The sequence below is a fragment of the Alphaproteobacteria bacterium GM7ARS4 genome, from assembly GCA_014332745.1.
In the GTDB taxonomy this organism is placed as follows: domain Bacteria; phylum Pseudomonadota; class Alphaproteobacteria; order GM7ARS4; family GM7ARS4; genus GM7ARS4.
The window spans coordinates 42,883-66,531 of the sequence record JACONL010000003.1 but is presented as its reverse complement, the minus strand read 5'-3'; the positions used below and the strand labels follow the sequence as shown (position 1 = coordinate 66,531).

General features: G+C 52.1%; 23 protein-coding genes and 3 tRNA genes. 12 read left to right on the top strand and 14 right to left on the bottom strand.

Annotated elements, in window-relative coordinates; all coding sequences use genetic code 11:
- Nucleotides 1–37 precede the first annotated feature (37 nt).
- From pnp to GDA54_03785, 9 genes are all read right to left on the bottom strand, one after another.
- Complete coding sequence (pnp, locus tag GDA54_03825) at nucleotides 38–2,143, bottom strand: polyribonucleotide nucleotidyltransferase (GenBank protein MBC6497432.1); 2,106 nt, start codon at nucleotides 2,141–2,143, stop codon at nucleotides 38–40.
- Between the two features lie 64 nt (nucleotides 2,144–2,207).
- Nucleotides 2,208–2,471 carry a 30S ribosomal protein S15 gene (gene rpsO / locus GDA54_03820; GenBank protein MBC6497431.1) on the bottom strand — a complete coding sequence of 88 codons (264 nt, stop codon included), beginning with the start codon at nucleotides 2,469–2,471 and terminating at the stop codon, nucleotides 2,208–2,210.
- 74 nt (nucleotides 2,472–2,545) lie between these two features.
- Nucleotides 2,546–3,286: a tRNA pseudouridine(55) synthase TruB gene (gene truB / locus GDA54_03815; GenBank protein ID MBC6497430.1), complete on the bottom strand. Its 741-nt coding sequence runs from the start codon at nucleotides 3,284–3,286 to the stop codon at nucleotides 2,546–2,548.
- A gap of 23 nt (nucleotides 3,287–3,309) precedes the next feature.
- Entirely contained in the window at nucleotides 3,310–3,696 is a 387-nt protein-coding gene (locus GDA54_03810) for a ribosome-binding factor A (protein MBC6497429.1), read from the bottom strand.
- Between the two features lie 46 nt (nucleotides 3,697–3,742).
- Complete coding sequence (locus GDA54_03805) at nucleotides 3,743–4,636, bottom strand: RNA polymerase factor sigma-32 (protein MBC6497428.1); 894 nt, start codon at nucleotides 4,634–4,636, stop codon at nucleotides 3,743–3,745.
- A gap of 8 nt (nucleotides 4,637–4,644) precedes the next feature.
- A complete protein-coding gene (locus GDA54_03800) occupies nucleotides 4,645–5,577 on the bottom strand; it encodes a hypothetical protein (GenBank protein MBC6497427.1) in 933 nt (310 codons plus the stop codon).
- On the bottom strand, nucleotides 5,574–5,951 hold the full coding sequence (locus tag GDA54_03795; protein ID MBC6497426.1) for a hypothetical protein: 378 nt from the start codon (nucleotides 5,949–5,951) through the stop codon (nucleotides 5,574–5,576). Before GDA54_03795 ends, GDA54_03800 begins: the two co-directional genes overlap by 4 nt.
- A 48-nt stretch (nucleotides 5,952–5,999) precedes the next feature.
- Nucleotides 6,000–7,454: a pentapeptide repeat-containing protein gene (locus tag GDA54_03790; GenBank protein MBC6497425.1), complete on the bottom strand. Its 1,455-nt coding sequence runs from the start codon at nucleotides 7,452–7,454 to the stop codon at nucleotides 6,000–6,002.
- Nucleotides 7,436–8,872: a pentapeptide repeat-containing protein gene (locus GDA54_03785; protein ID MBC6497424.1), complete on the bottom strand. Its 1,437-nt coding sequence runs from the start codon at nucleotides 8,870–8,872 to the stop codon at nucleotides 7,436–7,438. The genes GDA54_03790 and GDA54_03785 overlap by 19 nt, the downstream gene beginning before the upstream one ends.
- A 129-nt stretch (nucleotides 8,873–9,001) precedes the next feature.
- Between GDA54_03785 and rpmH the strand changes: the two genes are divergently transcribed.
- The 7 genes from rpmH to GDA54_03750 are packed head-to-tail and all read left to right on the top strand — an operon-like array spanning nucleotide 9,002 to nucleotide 14,159.
- Nucleotides 9,002–9,136 (top strand): 50S ribosomal protein L34, encoded by a 135-nt coding sequence (gene rpmH, locus GDA54_03780; GenBank protein MBC6497423.1) that lies wholly within the window; start codon nucleotides 9,002–9,004, stop codon nucleotides 9,134–9,136.
- Between the two features lie 3 nt (nucleotides 9,137–9,139).
- Entirely contained in the window at nucleotides 9,140–9,586 is a 447-nt protein-coding gene (gene rnpA / locus GDA54_03775; GenBank protein MBC6497422.1) for a ribonuclease P protein component, read from the top strand.
- A 4-nt stretch (nucleotides 9,587–9,590) separates the two neighbouring features.
- Entirely contained in the window at nucleotides 9,591–9,854 is a 264-nt protein-coding gene (gene yidD, locus GDA54_03770; GenBank protein ID MBC6497421.1) for a membrane protein insertion efficiency factor YidD, read from the top strand.
- 20 nt (nucleotides 9,855–9,874) lie between these two features.
- Nucleotides 9,875–11,587 carry a membrane protein insertase YidC gene (gene yidC, locus GDA54_03765; protein ID MBC6497420.1) on the top strand — a complete coding sequence of 571 codons (1,713 nt, stop codon included), beginning with the start codon at nucleotides 9,875–9,877 and terminating at the stop codon, nucleotides 11,585–11,587.
- A complete protein-coding gene (gene ysxC / locus GDA54_03760) occupies nucleotides 11,584–12,321 on the top strand; it encodes a ribosome biogenesis GTP-binding protein YsxC (GenBank protein ID MBC6497419.1) in 738 nt (245 codons plus the stop codon). The genes yidC and ysxC overlap by 4 nt, the downstream gene beginning before the upstream one ends.
- Nucleotides 12,322–12,330: 9 nt before the next feature.
- Nucleotides 12,331–13,245 (top strand): acetylglutamate kinase, encoded by a 915-nt coding sequence (argB, locus tag GDA54_03755; GenBank protein ID MBC6497418.1) that lies wholly within the window; start codon nucleotides 12,331–12,333, stop codon nucleotides 13,243–13,245.
- Between the two features lie 29 nt (nucleotides 13,246–13,274).
- Complete coding sequence (locus GDA54_03750) at nucleotides 13,275–14,159, top strand: 2,3,4,5-tetrahydropyridine-2,6-dicarboxylate N-succinyltransferase (protein MBC6497417.1); 885 nt, start codon at nucleotides 13,275–13,277, stop codon at nucleotides 14,157–14,159.
- Between the two features lie 198 nt (nucleotides 14,160–14,357).
- Here GDA54_03750 and GDA54_03745 read toward each other — a convergent pair whose 3' ends face one another.
- Complete coding sequence (locus GDA54_03745; GenBank protein MBC6497416.1) at nucleotides 14,358–15,641, bottom strand: CoA transferase; 1,284 nt, start codon at nucleotides 15,639–15,641, stop codon at nucleotides 14,358–14,360.
- A gap of 84 nt (nucleotides 15,642–15,725) precedes the next feature.
- Here GDA54_03745 and gltS point away from each other — a divergent pair, with 84 nt between their 5' ends.
- Nucleotides 15,726–16,967 carry a sodium/glutamate symporter gene (gene gltS / locus GDA54_03740; protein MBC6497415.1) on the top strand — a complete coding sequence of 414 codons (1,242 nt, stop codon included), beginning with the start codon at nucleotides 15,726–15,728 and terminating at the stop codon, nucleotides 16,965–16,967.
- Here the strand turns inward: gltS and GDA54_03735 are convergent.
- Both GDA54_03735 and GDA54_03730 read right to left on the bottom strand, forming a co-directional pair.
- Nucleotides 16,944–17,954 (bottom strand): hypothetical protein, encoded by a 1,011-nt coding sequence (locus GDA54_03735; GenBank protein MBC6497414.1) that lies wholly within the window; start codon nucleotides 17,952–17,954, stop codon nucleotides 16,944–16,946. The two genes, gltS and GDA54_03735, sit on opposite strands and share 24 nt — an antisense overlap.
- Before the next feature lie 77 nt (nucleotides 17,955–18,031).
- Nucleotides 18,032–18,118, bottom strand: a tRNA-Leu gene (locus GDA54_03730).
- A gap of 223 nt (nucleotides 18,119–18,341) precedes the next feature.
- Between GDA54_03730 and GDA54_03725 the strand changes: the two genes are divergently transcribed.
- Genes GDA54_03725 through GDA54_03710 form a run of 4 tightly spaced genes read left to right on the top strand, consistent with a single transcriptional unit; the run spans nucleotide 18,342 to nucleotide 23,312 of the window.
- The gene (locus GDA54_03725) at nucleotides 18,342–18,566 is read left to right on the top strand and encodes a hypothetical protein (protein ID MBC6497413.1); all 225 of its coding nucleotides are present in this window, start codon (nucleotides 18,342–18,344) and stop codon (nucleotides 18,564–18,566) included.
- A gap of 9 nt (nucleotides 18,567–18,575) precedes the next feature.
- Nucleotides 18,576–20,606 carry an AAA family ATPase gene (locus GDA54_03720; GenBank protein ID MBC6497412.1) on the top strand — a complete coding sequence of 677 codons (2,031 nt, stop codon included), beginning with the start codon at nucleotides 18,576–18,578 and terminating at the stop codon, nucleotides 20,604–20,606.
- Nucleotides 20,607–20,620: 14 nt separating this feature from the next.
- Nucleotides 20,621–21,154: a hypothetical protein gene (locus GDA54_03715; protein MBC6497411.1), complete on the top strand. Its 534-nt coding sequence runs from the start codon at nucleotides 20,621–20,623 to the stop codon at nucleotides 21,152–21,154.
- A gap of 1 nt (nucleotide 21,155) precedes the next feature.
- On the top strand, nucleotides 21,156–23,312 hold the full coding sequence (locus GDA54_03710) for a DEAD/DEAH box helicase family protein (protein ID MBC6497410.1): 2,157 nt from the start codon (nucleotides 21,156–21,158) through the stop codon (nucleotides 23,310–23,312).
- 131 nt (nucleotides 23,313–23,443) lie between these two features.
- Here GDA54_03710 and GDA54_03705 read toward each other — a convergent pair.
- Nucleotides 23,444–23,530, bottom strand: a tRNA-Ser gene (locus GDA54_03705).
- 6 nt (nucleotides 23,531–23,536) lie between these two features.
- A tRNA-Pro gene (locus tag GDA54_03700) sits at nucleotides 23,537–23,614 on the bottom strand.
- Between the last annotated feature and the right edge of the window lie 35 nt (nucleotides 23,615–23,649).

The window sequence follows — 23,649 nt, the reverse complement described above, 5'->3', positions numbered from 1 at the left end:
CATACGCCCCCCCGCATACACCATGCCGTGAAGGACGTTATTGCTGAATGTCCTTCATCGTCAAACGTATCTTGCCCCGATTATCTATCTCTAACACCTTCACATTCACCTCATCACCTTCACGCACGATGTCTGTCACCTTCTCAACACGCCTTGGCACCAATTCGCTGATATGGACAAGGCCATCACGCCCCGTCATGAAATTGACGAACGCCCCAAAATCGAGGCATTTGACAACCTTCCCCCGATAAATACGCCCGACTTCGGGGTCAGCCACGATGCTCTCGATCATATCCTTTGCCTTACGCATAGAGTCAGCGCCCACAGCCGCAATGGTGATGACACCCTCATCATTGATGTCGACTTTTGCCTCAGACACTTGGCATATCTCGCGGATAACCTTACCCCCACTCCCAATGACATCACGTATTTTGTCGGTGGCGATCTGCATCGTCTGGATCTGTGGAGCATGGACACTCAATTCTTTCCGCGCATGGCTGAGGACATCGTTCATAATGGTGAGAATATGTAGACGGCCTTCGCGGGCTTGTGCCAACGCCTGTTGCATAATATCCCGATGAATGCTCGTCACTTTAATATCCATTTGCAGAGAGGTGATCCCTTGTTCCGTGCCAGCGACTTTAAAATCCATGTCGCCAAGATGGTCTTCATCACCAAGAATATCGGACAAGACGACAAAATCATCGCCCTCCTTGATAAGCCCCATCGCAATACCAGCGACAGGATGGGCAAGCGGGACGCCAGCATCCATAAGCGACAAAGAAGACGCGCACACCGTCGCCATAGAGCTCGAGCCATTGGACTCTGTAATCTCAGACACGATACGCAATGTGTAGGGAAAATCCTCCTTCGACGGCATCACAGGATGGAGCGCTCGCCATGCCAATTTGCCATGACCGACCTCCCTCCGTCCCGTGAATCCGACACGCCCCGTTTCACCCACAGAATAAGGCGGGAAGTTATAGTGCATCATGAAGGATTCACGCGTCCCCCCTGTCATCCCGTCAATGATTTGTTCGTCCGTCCCCGAACCAAGAGTCGTGACGGCGATCGCCTGTGTCTCACCACGCGTGAAGAGTGACGAGCCATGCGTGCGGGGGAAAATCCCTGTCTCACAGACAATAGGACGCACGTCATTGCGCTGACGCCCATCAATGCGCTCCCCTTTTTTGAGAATTTGCTCCCTTACGACATGCCGTTCCTTCTCTTTCAAGAGGGATTTGACAGATGAAAGCCAACGCGTCTCCGACGCCATGTCGGGATGTTTCTCTTGGAGCATGGTGATAACCGATTGGCGATAGGCAGCGACGCTATCACGCCTCTCTTGTTTATCTTTCGTTTGATAGGCTTGTGCCAACATAGCTGTTTCATAAGACTCTATCTCAAGGCGCAACGCCTCCATCTCGGGCGTTGGCGGCACAGCCTCACATTGTGGCGCGCCGCTCGATGCGGCCATCGTGCTTATCATATCAATAACGGGAATCATCTGCTCATGGCCAAACATCACAGCATCCAACATCAACTGCTCGGACAATTGAGACGCTTCCGATTCGACCATGAGAACACCATCCTTTGTCCCCGCCACAACGAGCTCCAATGATGAATTCTCCATATGCTCGAGAGACGGATTAAGCACAAATTTCTTATCGATATACCCGACCTTCGAGGCGGCAACGATACGCTCCTTTGCCAACAAGCCAGCGAGAGTCAAGGCACAGGACGCCGCATTGATAGATAACACATCGGTATCATGCTTTTGGTCAAAGCTCATAACCGTGCATATGACTTGCGTTTCATAGCGATAATGAGAAGGGAATAAAGGGCGGATAGGCCTATCAATGAGACGAGAGATAAGAGTCTCACGCTCGCTGGGACGCCCCTCACGCTTGAAAAAACCACCCGGAATCCTCCCCGCCGCATACCCCTTCTCCATGTAATTGACCGATAGCGGCACAAAATCAATATCCAACTTGGGCTCTGTGTCCGCCACAACCGTCGCAAGAACACAACTCTCCCCTAGAAACGCCAAGACAGACCCGTCAGCTTGGCGCGCAATACGCCCCGTCTCAAAAGACAATGGAACACCCCCCCACGTCAGCTCTTTTTTATTGATGGAAAACATAGCCCTTATGGATGAAACATGGAGGCATGACGGCACATAATGAGAAAAACATCGCAGAAACGCCCTAACGCCTTAAACCAAGAGATTTAACCAAAGAGGCATAGTCCTCAGCGCGACGCGCCTTGAGATAATCCAACAAACGCCGACGACGCCCCACCATCTTTAACAAGCCACGCCGACAATGGTGGTCCTTCTTATGCACTTTAAGATGTTCCGTGAGCCAGTTGATTCTCGACGTCAAGAGAGCAACCTGCACATGGGCCGAGCCCGTATCGCCTTTCGACGTGGCATACTTCTTTATGACATCTTGTTTCGGAGGCATCTCCATCATTGATAACCCTTCATCACCATAATCCCTTGTCAGTCGTCAGTGTAGACTATTTTTTCATGCATGCAAGCATTTTATAGTGGAAGGGCGGTGTTAACCTCTACAGGCTTGAGAAAAGAACGTCCTTTGCCTTCCTCACATGCGCGCCGCAAGACATCGTAAGAGACGGCGTCGTCGGCAAGGAACGGCCCCACACTCAAGCGCCTCAACGCGCAAATATGCCCGCATGTCCCTAAACGCTGTGCCATGTCACGCGCCAATGAACGCACATATGTGCCTTGCCCGCAACAGCACTCGAAAACAGCTTCATCCTCACAAAGGCGCGCCGCCAAACGAAGAGAATAGACATGGACAGGGCGCGGCATCAATTCCACCAGCTTATGGGCGCGCGCCCATTGATAGGCGCGCTTCCCTTGCACACGCAATGCCGAATAAAGAGGCGGTCTTTGCATGAGCGCGCCAACAAATTCAGGAATCATCGCCTTGATCGCGCCCATGCTGGGGCGGCGTGCCATGACATGCGTCACGCACCCATCAGCATCCAAGGTATCTGTGATGACGCCCCAACGCACGGTAAAACGATATGTCTTTTTCTGAGCGATGAGGGGAGCGATGGCGCGCGTTGCCCGTCCTAACGCAATGGGAAGGACGCCAGAGGCAAGGGGGTCTAGTGTACCAGCATGCCCCGCCTTTCTCGCATTGAGCACTGACCGCACAAAAGATGTCGCCTGCATGGAACGCATAGAGACAGGCTTGTCAAAAACAATCCACCCATCGATGTCACACCCCTTCGCCACACGTCCCCTTGCCATCATGCCCTCAATCGTCGGGATAAGACTCAACCGACATGTGTGTCATGCCACATGCGTTCATAGGCGGCATCATGCTTGAAAAACAACAGAGGAACACGCTTGAGAGAGAGCTGTCGCCCAAGATGGCGACGCACCATAGGCACCAATTGATTAAGCGCATGGACCAACGCCCGCGGCGACACAGGGACGTCCGACTCCTCCATGAAGGGAATGACGTAAATCGTTGCTCTCCTCATATCCTTTGAGAGTTCAACGCGCGTGATGGTGCACTCTCTGCCACAGAGATGGCGCTCGAGAAACGCGCCACGCACCATATAGTCGGACAGGCAACGTTTCAACGTTGATGCCACACGTAACGCCCGCGGCCTTTTCCAGTGAGAAAGTAAAACATCATCCATGCCTTTCCATACCATAACGCGCCCCTCCCATGCAAACATCCCATAACACGGACGTCATCCTTTAGGAATAGACATGCTCCCTATGGCGTTGGAGGACAAACCGCCTTAATTTGCGGATGGCGTGGCTCTCGATTTGTCGCACACGTTCACGGGATAAGCCTAAATCGGCCCCGAGTGTCTCTAACGTCACGTGCTGTGATGATAAAAGCCTTGCGCGAACGATATGCTTCTCCCTATGGGACAAACATCCCATGGCGCGCTGAAGGAGATGAAGGCGATATTGTTTTTCTTCTTTTTCTTGATAGTCCCTCTCTGGCGCCCCTTCATACCCTTCATCACCATCGAACAACGAGTCGATCCACTCTTCGTCATTCTGCTCATGACGAGGGGCATTGAGGGACATATCACGGGCATGGAGACGCTCGTCCATCATCATAATATCATCGCTGGACACGCAAAAATGGTCGGCGATCGTCTGAGCATCCTGAGGCGTCATGCTCTCACCATGCAACCCCATGGAGCGCATCGCCTTCTCTCCGCGTAAATTAAAGAAGAGACGTTTTTGCTTGCTTGTCGTCCCAATCCTCACCATCGACCAAGACTTCAGGACATAGTCCTGAATGGCAGCCTTCATCCACCACACGGCATACGTCGAGAGGCGACAGCCAAAACGGGCGTCATAATGCTGGATGGCTTGGACGAGTCCCATATTGCTCTGAGCAATGAGATCCTCCACAGGAAGGTGATAACCACGATATTGCAAGGCAAGACGCACAGCCATGCGCATATGACTCCCCACAAGGCGATTGAGCGCCCCTTGATCCTCATGGTCTTGCCATGCTCGAATAAGAGCCTGTTCCTCCTCCCTATCAAGCAGAGGATAGCGTCGTGCCGACCTCACATAGAAACGCCACGACTCACCTTCAGCCGATATATTCCTTTGGGCAAATGACATAAGACCTCCTAGCGTATTGTCTCCAATCGCGTAAAAAAACGCAAAAGATGACGCATGTCCTCAGGCATGGGCGCATGAAAACGCAAAAACCGACCATCCACAGGATGGTGAAACCCTAAGACACACGCATGAAGTGCCTGCCTCCCTAGCTGCATTCTAGGGGTGATTTGTGGCAAAACTGTGGCAGAGGCGGGATTTTTTGCTCTTTTTTTCTCTTCTTCTTGTAATGCCTTGAATTGATAAGGAAATCTCTTATTAAGCTTGCGCAACGCCTCAGCATGATAACGGGAAACGCCTTGACGTCTCCCTCTCCTTGTCCCTGCCTGTGGCATGGGATAGGCATAGAGGGGGTCGCTCCATAGGGGATGATGGTGATGGGCCATGTGGACTCGTATCTGGTGCGTCCTCCCCGTGTGCAAACGCAACAGCACAAGGCTTGCCGCAAGGCTTTCTTTTCCCAAAACACGCAAGACTCGATAGTCGGTGATGGCGGGCTTGCCATGGGCTCTGTCCACGCAACGGCGGCGAAAGTCATGCCTGTCCTGTCCAAGAGGCTCATTGAGTCTGGCGGCCATGGCGGATGGCACACCATAGACGATAGCGTGGTAATATCGTAGGACGTGATGGTGCGCAAAATCTTTTTTGAGCGCCTTGAGGGCAAGCATGGAGCGGGCAACGACAAGAAGGCCACTGCTTCCCTTATCGAGACGATGGACGATGCCGTGACGTTCTAAGCGCGTCTCCTCTGTGGGAAGACGATAGGAAAAATGCGCATGAAGAAGGGAGGAGAGATGCTCTTGACGATGGCGACATCTCGATGAAGGGGCATGCGGGTTGGGCGTGGCGCGTTCATCGCCGTGGGTGGCAATCCCTGCCTCCTTATGGACGACAATGACGTCGTCATCCTGATAAAGGATTGTGAAAGGTTCATGGGATGTCACTTGTCCTCACGTTGCTTGGCGTAATGAAAAAGGGGAAGGTCTGTCGGGACTCGATGGTCGAGCCACTCTCTCTCCACTTGATGGAAGGACTGCAAAACGCCAGCAACGCGACACCCTAAGCGCGCTGCCTCCATCGGCGCGATCTCGGCAATGGCCTTCTTTGCTCCCTCCCATAGATACGGCTCGACCTTGACGGACACGCGTTGCGATGGCGCTAACCCCTTAAAGCTGACAGGCACGGTGTGCGCCATCACCCAATGGGGATTTTTAATCATCAACCTCAGCGCGCCCTCTACCTGAGCGCGGTGAGAGCCGTCATGATACGTCATCGGGATAGGAATTTTTACAATCTTTTTCTTATATGTCGCCATCATCTTATCTCGCCATAAAGCACCCATTATGCCATAGGCTTATGCCTATGGCTACGGGTTTAGCCTCGACAGCATCTCGGGAGATACGTGCTTTTCTATCACCTTGCCGTCCGCCATCTCGCACATCGTCTGCCACAACGCATGGACGCATGGCGTGCCTCTATGGGCGTGGTCGTGAAAGACAAGCATCATCAAGGCAGAAGCGGGAGACACGCATGCCGTATGGAAAAATTGTTGCCACCTCTCTCGCCAATGCGCCAGCTCTTCTGTCACATCAAGGGGGATGAGATGGGATAAGGGGTAGCGAAGACGCCCGCGGCGTTTTTTCTTGCGCTCTTTGGCGAAGGCATCGTCTCCTTTGCGCTGGAAAAAGAGCGGTATGTCGCGGTATAAGGCGTGGGGAAGCCAAGCGTTTCTTTTTTGTGCTATATGGCAACGCTGAGAGGCGTCATCGATGATCTGTCGACAGAGGCTCTCCGCTAGTCCCATCGCTGTCAATTCGCTATGCCATGACGCCACATCGTCTGGGGTGATGGCAAGGCGCGCACCATACCAGAGACTATAGTCGAGATTTGTCCCCTCGATATTCGCCCCTTGTAGATTTGCGCCTTGCAAATTGGCGGCTTGTAGAGTCGCCCCTTGTAGATTGGCCCCTCGTAAATCAGCCCCTGCCAGATTGGCGGCTTGGAGGTTGGCATAGGACAGACATGCGCCCTGTAGATGCGCCCCTTGTAGATTGGCAGATGAAAGATGCGCATGGGAAAGAGTCGCCCCCTGAAGACGGGCAGACCTGAGGCGTGGCGCATCAACCCAGGGAATGGATGTCATGTCAAGAACGCGAAAATCAGCATGGAGGAAACAAACCTCTCGAGCAAGGCGCGGCATAGCCATAGCGTGAGAAAGACCAGAGAATGTTCCAGAGAATGTTTCTGTACGACAGCACCAGCGGGAAAAAAGCGCCTTCAGGAGAACAAAGGCTCTATGGATATCCGCCCCCACAGGCGCACAAGAAGCGCGTTTCTCCACATGGTCAGGGTGACTCTGCGCTGTCTTCTGCGCATTCTCACCGATATAACGACAGAGTAAAGAGAGGATGGCGCGACGCGCCGACTCATGACGGGAGACGGAGGCTAAGCATGCGACATCATCAAGGAGGCGAAGACGTTCCTCAAGAAACGGGACAGCGCGGGCATGGGCATGGCGAGTCGAAAGAGCACCCATACGTTCATGCAGACGCCGCCATCCATGTCTCGAGACCAACAGACGCACCCCATAGGCACAGCACGCCAGAAGACTCCCCATGAGGATAAGAAAGAGTCCACCGCCTTCGCCGCCGACAATGGACGGCCATCCTATCCTCTCAAGGGAAGGGGATGCCGATAAAAAAAGGCCATAAGCCCATAAAGCACAACACACCACACCCCACATCACGCTCCATGAACGAGATAAGACAACCCTTGTCCATCCCATAGACGATGAACGCTCCCTCATGGACCATTGAGCCATAAACGCTGTTGTGGCGATAATTCACGAGAGAGAAGGGACAGGGGATAGTGCTGTTTGATGATGGTGCCTAAGGCGCGAGCGCAAGAAGGCACATGACCATAGAGTCCATGAATATCCAGCCATCCTTTCACAGAAGCGCTGAGCAAGCGCGACGGCTCTTCGCGGCGGCATTCATCGATCATCGCCTCCCATATGGGACGCCAGAAGGCATCGCGCTCAGAGACATCCACAAGCGTCAAGGGCGCGCACGCGTAGCGTAAAGGCATGAAGTCCTCTTCACAGAAAATCCTCGACGGGCGGACAGACCATAGTCTTTCGCGTCCTCCTCGTAGCGCCATGATCTCCTTGATTTTTTGACGACTCACACGCCCCTGCATGAGAGCATATTCGAACTCTATATCATCATCCATATCGACAACACTGGCATGCCACATGCTCATATCGAGTTGCGCCATGCGCATATCCACACCATGACACTGACTCCTGAAGATCCTGCATCCCCGCAAGTCGGCATGGCGCAAATCAGCGCCATGGAGTTTGCTGTCCTCGATGGTACAGCCCCGTAGGTCAGCGCCACGTAGGTCAGCTTGTCGTAGGTCGACATTGCGCAGGTGCGCTGCCTGTAAGGTGCTATCACGTAGACATATGCCACGCATATCAGCATCAACCAAGACGGCTTCGTGAAGAGCGCATTCCTCAAAAGACACTTCCGTGAAGACGGCGCGTGTGAAGTCTGCTCGTTGCGCTTTCATCTTCTTGCCCGTGAGTCTGTGGAAGCGCGCATCAGCGCATTGCGCATCACGCATATCTGCTCCATCGAGCATCGCCTTATTAAAATTTGCCCTCTGGAAATGACACCGATGCAAACAGGCTTGGCGAAAATCCGTGCGTTTGAGATTACAGCCGATCATTCTGCTGTCAGAAAGGTCGACGCCAGCACAACATGTGCGATGAAGGTGCGCCCCATGCAATTGGGCATGGTGGAAGGTAGCGCCACGAACATCAACCCGTCTCAAGTCGAGCTCGTGCATGTGCGCCCAGTGAAAACGCGCCCCTTGGCATTTCATGGAACGAAGAGACGCGCCACGCACATCAGCAGCAACAAAACAGCCACCGCGCACATCGGCATGACGTAAATCAACCCCTGTGAGCATGCAGCCACGGGCATCTACATGGCACAAGGCCGCATGACGTAAATTTGCCTTATCAAAACGACTCCCGCATACGTTCGAATGGGATAAATCAACGCGCCTGAGGTCTCTGTGTGATAAATCAATGCCTTGCAACGCTAACGCACGCAATACAAACCGCCGCGAACGCCACCACAAAGAGAGGGAGACAATGACACAAAGAAAAACAGCACCGCCCACAAGACCATAGGCTAGGCTATACGCTCCATGATCATCGACAAAGGGCATGACTCACGACTCTCTCAACAACACGGCCTATCATCCTCTTGACTCCCTACCATTTATAGCGTAACAACATTGTGAATCGAACGTCACGGCATATGACGATATGACGGACAGCATAGCATAGATTGTATCATGAAACGGACTTTTCAACCATCGCGTCTCGTCCGTAAGAGGCGACACGGATTCCGCAAACGAATGGCGGACGCCAATGGGCGCAAAATCCTCGCCAGACGAAGGAAGAAAGGACGCAAACGCCTCAGCGCCTGAGCGATGTCAACCCATGCCATGGCGGCTCTTCCTCATATCACAAGACAGCGCCATTTCGCGCTCGTCAAAAAGCATGGCGTCAATCACGTGACGCCTGCTTTTGTGGCACTCTGTCTGATTCCTCCGCCTTATCCCGTCCCCTATGCCCACTATGCGGTCATTGCCAGCCGCAAGGTAGGAGGCGCCGTGCAACGCAACCGCGCAAAAAGACGTTTGCGCGCCTTACTTCACCATCATAGAGCACCCACAAAACGTTACGCTCTTATCCTCATCGCCAGAAAAACCTGTCTCACACACCCTTTTCATCATATGCAGCGCGACTTCAAGAGGGCGCTCTCGACCCTCCTAGACACACCCCATCGCCATAAGACGTCCCGCCAGCACCCCCGCCAGCGTCATAGGGCGCGGCCTATCGGGCAAAAACAGGCAAAAACCGACAGCCAGCCATAGCACCATGCGGCCATCTTTCATTGCACGTTGTTTGATACGGATTATCGGGTGGTATCAACGCTTTATCTCGCCTCTCTTAGGCTCTCATTGTCGTTTTGTGCCGTCATGTTCTCACTATGCGCAAGACGCCATCCGCCATCATGGCCCATGGAAAGCCCTGACGCTCATCATGAGGCGTGTGCTACGTTGCCATCCTTTCACAACGTCGACATGCGGATACCAGTATGATCCCCTTCCCCCACGCCAAAAGACCAAAGCACGACAATGAACGACCAAACCAACCTCCTTTTGGCAGCGATCCTCTCTTTCCTTATCTTGATCGCCTTTGACATCTACAATAATCAGCAGAAAAGAGATGTTGTGCCGCCGCCAGAGCCACAACCCTCTCTCGACAATGCCCCGTCCCTCCCCCGCCAACAAGCAGACCAAAGGCAAGACTCTACGCAACAGACACAGGCACAGACACCCTCACAGACACCATGTCGCCCAGAGCAACGTATCCCCATCGAGACAGAGAAAATCTCAGGCGGGGTGTCCCTCTGTGGCGGTATCATCGACCATGTTCAACTGAAAGACCACAGGACATCCTTAGCCGCAGACAGCGCGCCCATCACCCTTCTCCACCCCCTCGAGAGTCGCAACCCCTATTACATGGAGCATGGATGGCTCACGCACCATGCCTCTAGCGCCCCAGACAATACGACTCTCTGGCAGAGCAACGACACGACCCTCACCGACAGCCAACCCATCACCCTCACATGGACGAGTCCCGACAATATCCACTATACCCACATCATCGAGGTGGATGACGACTACCTCTTTACCATCACGCAAAAGATTGATAACAGAAGCGACAAGCCTCTCCATGTTGCTCCCTATAGTCTTATATCGCGCCATGGGACGCCGCCGACCCTTGATTTCTTTATTCTCCATGAGGGCGCTGTTGCCTACCTCGATGGTGAGCTCATCGAAGAGGGATATGCTGATATGCGCGAGCGTCAGGCGCTCACCTATGAAGGACGTCAGGGATGGATGGGACTCACAGATAAATACTGGCTCACCGCCTTGATTCCTGCTTCTGACCACACAGTCCATGCGCGTTTTCTCAGCCTTCCCCAACCGACACAACGTTATCAAGCCGACATGGTAGGCACATCCCTCATGGTGGCGCCGGGGGACTCTGTCTCCCATAAGAGTTATGGCTTTGCTGGCGCCAAAGAATTGGACATCATCGAGTCTGTGGAAAAAAGATTACACATTACCCACTTTGATTTAGCGGTGGATTTTGGCTGGTTTTATTTCCTCACAAAGCCAACCTTTCACCTCCTTAATATCTTTCACGCATGGTTCAACAATTTTGGACTTGCCATTCTCTTTTTCACGGTGCTGTTGCGTCTTCTTCTCTATCCGTTGGCAAACAAATCCTTCCGCGCCATGCATGATTTGCGCCTTGCCCAACCTGAGATCCAAAAAATTCGAGAACGCTACGCATCCGACAAGGTGAAGATGAATCAAGAGCTCGTTGCCATGTACCAAAAACGCCAACTGCAACCAGCAGCGGGCTGTCTCCCTATGCTCGTTCAGTTGCCTATCTTTTTTGCCCTCTACAAGGTGCTTTTTGTCTCTATCGAGATGCGTCATCAACCATTTTTTGGGTGGGTGCATGACCTCTCAGCGCGCGACCCCACGAATATCTTTACGCTCTTCGGGCTCTTGCCATGGCAGCCACCCACATGGTTTCATATCGGGCTTTGGCCTATCATCATGGGCGTGACCATGTATCTTCAGCAAAAAATGAATCCTCAACCTGCCGACCCTATCCAACAAAAAGTCTTTGCTCTTCTTCCTCCCCTCGTGACGATTTTCACCGCATCTTTTCCCGCAGGCTTGGTGATTTATTGGGCATGGACGAATATCCTCTCGATTCTTCAGCAATATATGTTGAATCGTCGCCTCGAAAAGAACACACCCATGGCGGGACGTGTCACAAAGAGCTCATGAGACTCATGATGGAACAGCATGCCATACGCATAAGCCATCCCCCTCTCCCCACGTCGCCGTCTATGACGGTGCGTTCTCTCTTTGCTAAGGATGCATGGACGATGGTGAGACGGGCGACCCATATGTCGATGGCACCCCATCCCAGTCATCGGGAAATAGCCTTTTTAGGGCGTTCCAATGTGGGAAAATCGAGTTTGCTCAATGCGTTGCTCTATAGGAAGACTCTTGCGCCGACATCGACAAAGCCCGGATGTACCCGCGCTCTCCATTTTTACGAGCATGCGCACATGAATGTGCGCCTCGTGGACATGCCGGGCTATGGGTATGCAGGAATAGGGAAAAAACACGCCAGCGCCTTGAGCATGCTAGGGCAACATTATCTCTTAAGGCGTGAGACATTATGCTGTCTCTTTCTCCTTGTGGACGGGCGTCATGGCATACACAAGACAGACCAAGGGATTGTCGCATGGCTGTGTGAACACGCTGTTCCTTATCATATTGTCATGACGAAATGTGATAAGGCAAAGGACCTTGACACATGCAAAAAGTCTATCGAGACACACCAGCATGTGATGCGCTCCTCTCTGTCCCCGATACGTTCCTCAGCGCCTCCCCTCACGACCATATGCGCCGTCAGTGTGAAGAGCAAAGAGGGGCTCTCGACTCTGAGGCGACAGATTGCCATCAGGGCGTCATCCCCGATGGCGTCATCCCCAAGGGCTTTATCTATGTGAGGTCTGCCAATGCCAGCGTCTCCGTCAGCCGTATCGCCCCATGAAGAGGCGCGTATCCTTGCCAAAGCCCTTCCCTACATGCGTCTACATCGAGGGAAGAACTTTGTCATCAAATTGGGGGGTGCTGTCATGGGCGACAAGAACCTCATGGATACATTCGCCACAGACATTATTTTGCTCCAACATATCGGTATTTGTCCTTTCATCGTGCATGGGGGCGGGCCGCAGATCGGTGCGATGTTAGAGCGTCTCAAAATCAAGAGCGCGTTCATCGATGGCTTGCGTATCACGGACAAGGAGACAGCGCTCATTGTCGAGATGGTTTTAGCGGGTACTATCAACAAAGAGATTGTTTCTCTCATTCACCATGCGGGGGGGAACGTCATAGGCATATCTGGCAAAGATGGGCGATTGATGACAGCAAAAAAGGTGACACATAAAAAGCGCGACCATGAATCGCATATTGAGAACGTCTTGGATTTAGGTTTTGTGGGCGAGCCTCACGATGTCAACCCTGATATTTTAACGATATTGGGGGGACAAGGTGTCATTCCCGTCATTGCTCCCGTTGCATCGGGCGATGATGGCCTTACGTATAATATCAATGCTGACACGGCGGCTGGCGCCATTGCCGTTGCTTTGAGGGCAAAACGTTTTATGCTGTTGACAGATGTGCAAGGAATCAAGGATAAAGGAGGGGCGATCATGCCAACGCTCGATATCGAACAGGCGCGAACCTATATGCGAGATGGCACAATCCATGGCGGGATGATTCCCAAAGTCGACACGTGTCTCCGTGCGGTAGAACAAGGGGTAGAGGCTGCCGTCATCTTGGATGGGCGTAAGCCTCATGCCCTCTTATTGGAGATTTTCACAGAACATGGGGCGGGCACCATTATCAAACACACGCCATGCTCACCCTAAGGGGCGAGCGATACCATGACGACAGGAGCATGACAGCCACAAGTCATCATAAGAGTGAGCGCTATAGGGATATACAACGACGGGTAGAGCGCGCCTATGACCATGCCTCTTCCTCGCTGGACAAGGACGCCGTCGATGCGGTGCGTCAGACCATTGACCTCCTCGATGAAGGCGTTCTCAGGGTGGCAACCCATGAGGAAGGTGGTTGGCGCGTTCATCAATGGGTGAAAAAAGCCATTCTCCTCTCTTTCACCATAGAAGAGAGCCGTGTTCTGTCCTTTGGCCATGACCTTCGAGGCGGTGGCGTGGCAGGGCAGTGGTTCGACAAAGTGCCTCTCAAGACAAGTGGCTGGGACGAGGCGACATGGAGACGTCATGGATTTCGCGCTGTGCCGGGCTCTATCATTCGCCGTGGCGCCTATATCGGGCGTCAGGCTGTTCTTATGCCATGTTTTATCAATATCGGCGCCTATGTGGGAACGGGAACGATGGTGGACACATGGGCGACAGTGGGCTCTTGTGCGCACATTGGCAATAATTGCCATATATCAGGGGGGGCAGGGATTGGTGGCGTGTTAGAGCCTTTACAGGCGACTCCCGTTATTATCGAAGATGATTGTTTTATTGGTGCGCGCTGTGAGATAGCGGAAGGCGTCCGTGTGGGGCAGGGAAGTGTTCTTGCCATGGGTGTCTATCTGGGCGCATCGACGAAGATTGTCGATAGGGCAACAGGCGACATCACCTATGGCGAAGTGCCTCCCTATTCGGTGATCGTTCCGGGCAGTTTGCCAGCGCCACACGCCTCCACAGACGATGTGCGTTTGCCCTCTCTCAATGTGGCTGTGATCGTCAAGAAGGTAGATGCGCAGACTCGACGCAAAACATCCCTCAATGCCTTGTTACGAGAGTCGTAAAGCCCCTCCCGCCCTTGCCTTTAAAAAAAGTGCCCCCCGGACCCTGGGGGGGGCAGGGTGGGCCCGGAGAGCATAATGACGGGGAACACATGATGCGCCACACGACTGCGGACGGCAACATCCCCGTGTGTCCTATAGATAGAGTTTAAGAGAGAGGCTGTCAACAGAAATTTGGAAAAATCGTTCCTATCGTTGTCTTTATCTCTTCTGTGAAGGCGAGGAGACGATCCCGTCCTCTATGAGGCGCGTGATGTCCTTATCCGTCATGCCAAGATACTCTTTGAGGATGGCGTTGCTCTGTTCGCCACAACGGGGCGGAGGATGTCGATATTGGATGGGTGTTTTCTCCATTGTCATGGGCGAGGCGATAAAGGGCAAGGTCTCTTGTTTGGCATGTCCCGATGGTTGATAAGGCATATGGCGCACCATATGGCGCGCCTGTGCCTGCGGGTCTTTGAGGACATCGGGAATAGCCCGTATATGTGAGCATGGGACGTGGCATTGTGTGAGCCCTTCACACCAATACTGGGCGTTGTGCTGTTTTATGATATGTTGGAGCTGTCCTATCAATTCTTGCCTATGTTGGACACGCGTTGCATTCGTTGCGAATCGCTTGTCTTGGGCGAGGGCGTCACATTGCGCATAATGACAGAATCGCTGGAATTGGAGGTCGCTACCGATGGCAAGGATGATGGGTTCGTCTTGAGCGTGAAAGAGTTGGTATGGCACAATGGTGGGATGGCTATTGCCGTAGCGTTGTGGCATCTCCTTCGACATGAGATAGGATTGGGCGATATATCCTAGATAGGCTATTTGGGTATCAAAGAGCGCCATATCGATATGTTGCCCTTGTCCTGTGCGTTGGCGGTGGTGAAGAGCCGCAAGGATCGCTGTCGATGCGTAGAGTCCTGTGAGCACATCGATGAGTCCGCCGCTGGCTTTCATGGGTGTTCCATGGACGTCGCCAGTGATACTCATGAGTCCTCCCATTGCTTGTATGAGGAAATCATAGCCACCTCGGTCTGCATAGGGTCCTGTGCGTCCAAAGCCACTGAGCGAACAATAGATGATATGGGGGTGATGACGGCATGCCGTGCTATAATCCAGTTGCCAGCGTTCGGTGACTCCTTTTCGGAAATTTTCGACAACAATATCGCTTTTCGCCATGAGTTGGCGGGCGATCGCCTGTCCTTGGGGTTGGGTAAGATTGAGCGCAAGGGAACGTTTATTGCGATTGACGCTGATAAAATAGGCGCTCTCTTGGGGATTGTCGGCATGGGCATCAGCATAGGGCGGTCCCATGGCGCGAGAATCATCGCCATGGATGGGACGTTCTATTTTCAGAATGTCAGCGCCAAGGTCGCCAAGAATCTGCGTGCATGTAGGTCCTGCGAGGACGCGTGTCATGTCAAGGACGGTCATACCAGACAATGCGCCTGTATGGGGGCGTGTTGTCTTGACCGTTGACGTGCTTTCTTCCATGATATCCTTGCCTCTTCAAGGAAACGATTATATAGGTTAGATGTTCTCTTGACCCTGTACGCTCCCCCTCTACACTCTTTGTCTATGGCATTCACCTTTATAGAGACTTTGACGCTCGCTTTCCCCGTTTTATTCTTGGGGAGGGTTTTGGTCGCGCGCATACCTTGGCTGAGGGAGAACAACATTCCCGCGGCCATTGCTGGCGGTCTTATGGCATCTCTCTTGGTGAGTGCGTTCGTGCAGTCGGGCCTCATGGTGATAACATTTGATGAATCCGTCAAGGATGTCTTGATGCTGAGTTTTTTCGCTACAGTGGGTTTAGGCGCAAGTTATAAGCTCTTACTTCAAGGCGGTTCGCATATTCCTCTTTTTCTCCTCATCGCCACGGGGCTTTTAGTGATGCAAAATAGCGTGGGTATTGTCCTCGCATGGCTCATGGACGTCCATCCAGCCGTTGGTCTCATTGGTGGCTCGGTGACACTCTCTGGAGGTCATGGGACGGGATTAGCGTGGAGCGCGCTTTTCGAGGAGACATATGGTTTGCAAGGGGCAAAAGAAATCTCACTAGCGGCGGCAACCTTTGGTTTGGTGGCGGGAGGCTTGCTGGGTGGTCCTGTGGCACAACGCCTCATCCAACGTCACGGGTTAAAGCCTACGACCGAGAAGACAGGCGACACACGCGACTCACCTCAGTCCGTGACATCCATGTTCTTTACGAGCAGAGAGATGATGCCGAGTCCGGGCATTCAAGGGTTTTTAGTGCATATGTTTGTTATTTTGCTCTGTGTTCTCTTTGCGGGGTGGATGGATACGTGGATGGAGGGGACGGACAGCACGCTGACAATTCCAACGTTTGTGTGGGTCATTATGGCGGGCATTATCATTCGTAACAGCTGTGATATTGCCCATATCCCTGTGCTTGAGCTTCCTATTCTCGATATTATTGCGCGTGTTTCTCTGGGTCTTTTTCTGGCGTCTGCCATTATGGCGCTAAATGTAGGCGAATTGGTGCATCTCGCCCTTCCCATGCTCGTTATTTTAGCGGGACAAGTCGTCATGATGGCGGTCTATGCTCAGGTCATCACCTATCGTGTCATGGGGCGGGTGATGGCGACGCATTATGATGCGGCTGTTGTCGCTGGCGGTCATTGTGGCTTTGGTTTAGGGGCGACGCCCACAGCCGTCTCTAACATGGGCGCGCTCAGCGAGCGTTACGGGGCGTCTCAACAAGCCTTTCTCATCGTGCCTCTTGTAGGCGCGTTCTTTATCGACATTCTTAATGTCGCTGTCATTCAGTCCTTTTTATCTCTTCCCTTCTTTCCATAGGAAGCGGAAGGGCGATGTGAGGCCTAGTCTGTGGAAGACGCGCAGGAGGCGCATGCGTCTCGATGTCTCTTCCCACCATAAGAGGACGATGACAGAGGCAATAATAAACAGCAGCGCCCATAAGGATATGGTTGAGGATGGCGTAAGAGAGGCTTGGTCGATGGCGTGATGATGGGGTGTTTGTAGCGTGATACCGAGACCGATAAAGGTGAGAAGCGAGAAACTATAGGCGAGGAAAGGAGGGGCGCACAGAGTCGGATAGGGTGGATGGGCGAGCCTTGCCTTGATGCTTGCCACAAGGGCGACAGCATTCACGCACAAGAAAAAAGGGATAAGGGCGAGAGGCACAGCCAGAGGCAATTGATGCCACAATGTGTCGGCGCTTTGTATGGGGAGCAAGCTGATAACAGGCAGGAGCATACAGAGAAACAAGACAATGCCGAGGGAGAGGCGATCCACGAAGGGCGATTTTGGCAATCTCTGGACAGCGAGCATGATACATAAGGATGGTGTCGTGAGAAAAAGCGCCACAAGGACAAGGATATGGGCGGGAATATCTGTCACCCGTTCTAATCCCGCCACGACGATGACAATGTATGTCAGCAGGGATGTGATGACGAGGGCATTGGCGGCGAGACAACAGGCGATGACGGGGAAACGGGTCGTTTTTCTCTGTTGTCTTTCCAACAATAACAAGGCGTAGTGAAGACAGAAAAACAAGAGGAGCGACAAGAGGGGAGCTTGGAGGATTGGCATAAGCCCACGCCATGCGTCACTGAGGGTGAGAAGAGCAAAAAAGGCAAGCACAAGCCATAATTCATCGGCCTTTTTATGCTGTTCGAAGAGGCTGGTGCTGGCGGGATAAATAGGGTCAAGGTGTATGTTCGTAAAGGGTAGAAGCAAGGCATAGCCTAAGCGTATACCCCCCTTGAGCATATAGACAAAGAACAGCCCTTGGACGATGACGAGAGAAAGGAAGGACGACATATATATGTTGTGTATCTTATCTATTTTTGGTTGGTGTCTCTATGGTTGGCGTGTGCCTAAGTGGCGCGCATGATGTTTGGTACCTCCGGCCCGACTCGAACGGGCACTCTCTTGCGAGAAACGGATTTTGAGTCCGTCGCGTCTACCAATTCCGCCACGGAGGCATGATAACGCCCCGCCCTCTCTTTGTGTCCCCATCCTAATGCCATGACAGCATTTTAGCAAAATCAAAATAGGCGGGCTCATGGGTCAAAAAGGTCAAAAGGGTCAATGAAAAAATGGTTGAATCAACGTCACCCCCTCTTTACACTTGTGCTATCATAGGTTGAGTGCCTTGCGAGCATTGCGCCTCAGCCATGCCAACCATCAAGAGACGGGAGAGCGCCCATGTCACAAGATTTACCTTTGCCACAAGACCCCGAGAATTCCATGCTCAATGCCCTTATAGAACGCGTCACAAGTAAGGGGTGGGTTGAAATCCTCCTGACCCATATAATGAAGCTGGAGGACGAGCCGTATGAGCCCGGAACTGGCGACTCAGTGAGACTAAGGGAGATAAGAAAACGGATCGAATTCGTGGTGTCACAGGCATATAAGGAGATGTCCAAATAGGATTATACCATGCGGTTAGAGACCATTTCTTTAGAAAACTTCAGGCAATTCTACGGGGAACAGGAGTTCACCCTGTCCACAGATGAGGAGAGGAATGTCACCCTCATTCATGCCGAGAATGGCGTTGGCAAGACCGCCCTGCTCAATGCCCTACTCTGGTGCTTCCATGGGCGCATGACGGCACGCACTGAATTCAAAGAGAGAATTATCTGTGACCAAGCGAGAGAGGAAGGGGCGGAGCATGCGTCCGTCACCGTGTCTTTTGAGCATAAAGACAAGGACTATGATGTAAAGAGGCGTATAGACCATAGCGGGGAGATGACGCTAAAGGCGTGGGACATTGCTGATGGCAATGGTAACGTTATGCCGTACCCCCAGCCACTCGTTGACGCTGTCATACCAGATGAGATGGCTAACCACTTCTTTTTTGATGGCGAACATGCTGAATATTTCTCTAGTCAAGATAATACAGAACATGTCAAGAAAGCCATCGAGCACATGCTCGGCTGTCATAAAGCCAACCATGCCAAGGATAACCTCAAGGCTATCGCTGAAACGAAAGAGCGAGAGATTGCGGAAATCAACGCGAACGATGATAAAACGAAAAAGGACCAGAAAAAAATTAATGACCTAAAGGAACAGAGGAAGAAACTTTCAGAAGAGATCGCTGGCTTGAAAGGACAGTTAAAGGTTGAAGAAGATAAGCAAAAAAGCATCGAACAGGAGCTGAAAGACATCGATAAAGTAAGAGTCATCCAAGAAAAGAGAGAACGTCTTGAGAAGGACCTGAAAGACAAGAAAAAAGAACGGTCACACAAGGAGCGTGAGGAAATTGCATGGATTAGTGATTATAGCATTGCCTTGCTGTCGCAACGGGCTATGGAAGAGTGCGAGACAGTCACTAAGAAAGCCGAGGACGACGGGAAATTACCGAGCGACATTGCAGAATTTTTTGTCAAAGAGATTCTTAAACGGGGCGTATGCATCTGTGGCAGGCCCTTCGAGCCTGGTTCAGATGAAGAGAAAGCAATTCGAGAACTGCTCGTGAATGCTGCGACAAAAACCATGAATGACCGCTGGCTTCGAATAAAGCTGCGATCAGGTGAGCTCAAAGAAAAACGCTCGTCAGCGCAATCTGCGTATGACAAGATAGCGGGTGCAATGATCTTATTAGACAGCGATATCGACGAGATAGAAAGAGGAATTAAAGCATGTGGCAAAAAGATAAGGGGTTTGAGTCATAAAGAGATTACCAAAAAAGAAGATGAATTGCGGAAGACCAAGGACAGGATCAAAAGCACCTTTAAACAACTTGGGAGGTTGGAACAGAAATGCGCCGATGTTGAAAAGGATATAGCCTTCGCGAACCAGAGTCTGGCGAAAAAGAAGGGGAAAGGCAGGGACGACCGGGCGTATGTGATGGCATGCGCATGGGTCGCCCTCATTGAGGCGGCATGCGCCCGCCTCAACACAGAACTCACGACATATCGTGAGGAATCACGTCACACCATCATCCAAGACATCAATGCCATCCTTGACGAGACGGCGCGGCGAGAATACGAGGCGTCTCTAGACGAGTCCTTTAGATTGAGCATGTTTAGAAAAGACACAGGCGCGCCAGTCGGCAAGAGTGGCGGTGAGAAGCAACTCCTCAGTTTGGCATTCATGGCGGCCCTCGTCAAATTCTCGGCGGATAGGCATGACAATACAGACACATTCCTCAAGCCCGGCACGGTGGCGCCCCTTTTCCTGGATTCGCCTTTTGGGAATCTCGACCCTTCTTATCGTAAGGCAACGGCGACATTTTTGCCTCAGATGGCCCAACAGGTCGTCATCCTCGTCTCTAGCTCCCAAGGCGACGAGGACGTGTTAGGCGCGCTCAAGGGAAGAATCGGTGCTCAATATGCGCTCATTGTTGAAAATAAAGGAGAACAGGGCGATAAGCCCGATGACATCCTTATATTGCCAGATGGCAAGCGCATTAAAACAACCCTTTATGGTTGCGAAAGAAACATGACACGCATTGAGAAAATCAGATAAAGAGAGTGCCCGTCATGCGTCCAATATACTTTGATAAAAAACACCTACCCCTCATGCAGGGATTGACGAGGAAGCAAGGAGGAAGCAAGGTCGCCATTTTCCAGTCATATAGAGAGCTGCTCTGCTATGCCGCCCTCCTCGGCTATCAGGACGGCGTACCACCAGACTCCCTGCCTGCCGACTCCTCTGGAAAGGATAGAATACAGTGGTATGATTTTGCCGCTGATGATCTCCATGACTACATCTTCATCACTGCTCTGGCTGATACGCAAGACATCTCCATTCTCGACGACACGTCAGACGAGGGGAAAGCCTCTCAGGAGAGGAACAAAGGTATGGAGCAAATTTTTGAGGAGTATGCCCATCGAGGGCTCAACATTTTAGCGACATGGGTGAAAAAAGGGTATGGAGACACCCTTGCCCACGCCATCATCAAAGGATTGAAAGAAGACGGGTATCTGTCTGAGACGTCCAAGCAAGAAGAACCCGCCACGGACACAGACGATAAACCCACAGAGTCCACAGACGACAAACCAGCAGAGTCGTAAGATGCTGAGAGACGTCACCCTCAAGGCCGTCTATAATTCGGAACAGGATAATATCCTCACCGACTTTTACATCCCCATCCTCTCCCATGCCGTGTCTTATGACCGCGCCGTTGGGTATTTCGATGCCAAGATGCTGACGAGCGCCGCCAGTGGCCTTGCCGTCTTTATCGAAAACGGAGGGTACATGCGCCTTGTCTGTGGCGCCACCCTCAGCGAGGAGGAATACCAAGCCATCAAAAAGGGATATGACGTACGTCCCATCAAAGAGAGGCTAGAGCATGATTTTCGCCGTATCGTTCAAAGCGACGACTCAGACCTCTTTAAACATCAGCTCAATGTGCTGACATGGATGGTGCGGGAACGCGCCCTCGATGTCAAGATCGCCCTGAGACGACATGGCATACACCACCAGAAAATTGGTATCTTTAGGGATACACATGACGATTTTATCGTCTTTCAGGGCTCTGCCAATGAAACCCTCAGTGCTTTACTCCCGTTCAACTATGAAACAATCAATGTGTTTAAGGGCTGGCGTCATGAATTTAAAGACCACTATGAACCACATATCACCAGTTTCGATGACCTATGGCACAACCGAGCGAAAGACACGCATGTCATCGATTTTTCATCCATAGCGCAAAACGTGCTGTCACAATCATCCATTCACCGCCCGAGCATACAGGACGAAATCGCTCTATGGCAGGCATGGTATGATACAGGCGAGTCCCCCCCTCCCCCGCAAGACCAAGAAAAGAGACGTGGGGGTATCCAACTAAGACCGCACCAAAGGGACGCTTTGGAATCATGGAAAAGAAACAATGACCATGGGATCTTTGAGCATGCCACAGGCTCTGGCAAAACCATCACCGCAATTTATGGCGCTGTAGAACTCTATGAAGAGAAAAAACGTTTGTTCGTGGTTGTGTCCGTCCCTTACCAGAACCTTGCCGAGCAATGGGCAGAGAATATGCGGCTCTTCAAGCTCCATCCCATCATGTGCTATGGCGGTGAAAAGACATGGCGCGACAGGTTAGACAGGAACATATCAGCCCTCCATCGGGGTCATATTGACCTCTGTGTTGCCATCGTCGTCAATGCCACATTGACATCGCCAAAGGGCACATTTCTAGGCCAGCTACAGAGGCTCAAGGAGAACATCCCCTTCTTGTTCATTGGCGATGAGTGCCATCACCATGGCGCTGACAGAACAGCGCAATCTCTGCCCGCCAAGGCGCGATTTCGCATGGGATTGTCCGCCACCCCTGGGACACGGAGAGAGGAACAAGATGAGGAGGACGAAAGCGCCCATCGTATCAACCGCTATTATGGCAAAGTCGTCTCCACATATTCCCTGAAAGATGCCCTCGATGATGGCGTGCTCACGCCCTATGACTATTATCCTATGCTCACAGAACTCAACCATGCCGAAACAGAGGACTATATAACCCTCTCAAAAGAGATAGCCCGTCTATACGCCATCCTCGAAAATTCAGGTGATACGGGGAACAGTCAACAGGCCCGTATGCGTCTCAACACGCTGTTGAGGAAACGAACACAGGTCGTCAATGGAGCAGAAAGCAAAAGAACAAAACTAGCAGACATACTCAGGGACATAAAAAAACCTATCAAATACACCCTGTTTTATTGTGCTGAAGGGACGTTAGAAGGTGAGAGCGCGGACGATGGACAGGACGATGTCAAGCACATTAGCGCCATACAGAAGATAGCGCATAGGCATGGATGGCGAACCAGTCAATTCACGGCGGCGCAAAACAAAAAGGAAAGGGAGGGCATTTTGGATGATTTTAAGGATGGCGACATCCATGCCTTGGTGGCCATGAAATGTTTAGATGAAGGTGTCGATATCCCCGCATGTAAGACAGCGTTTATTCTCGCCAGTACGAGAAATTCCCGCCAATTCATCCAAAGACGGGGACGAATCCTCAGGAAAAGCCCGCATAAGGAAAAGGCCATCATCTATGACTTTTGCGTCATGCTGAAGGAAAGAGACGGGTATGCCTCCCGTGATGGAAAAAAATTGGCAGAGGCAGAACTAAGGCGAATCGCTGAATTCGCCAAGCTCTCAGAGAATTATAGCGAGACCTATTTCACTCTGAAGCCTTACCTAGAAAAATACCGCCTACATCACCTCATGTAGTCAGTGTCGCCCTTGGCACGAGGGATAGGACAAGCGAGAACATCGCGCTTCGTCTTTTTATGACATACAGGGGGTGCAGTCGTCACTAAATGGGTGCGGAGGGGGCGCATGCATCATGCGTGTGTCTCGTGCGGAGAGGGAGGGATTCGAACCCTCGATGGGGTTGCCCCCATACCGGTTTTCGAGACCAGCGCATTCGACCACTCTGCCACCTCTCCCAGCTTTGGTCGGGGCGAGAGGATTTGAACCTCCGACCTCCCGTCCCCCAGACGGACGCGCTCACCAGGCTGCGCTACGCCCCGTTTATCGACGCCTCTATCTCAGACGAACAGACTAT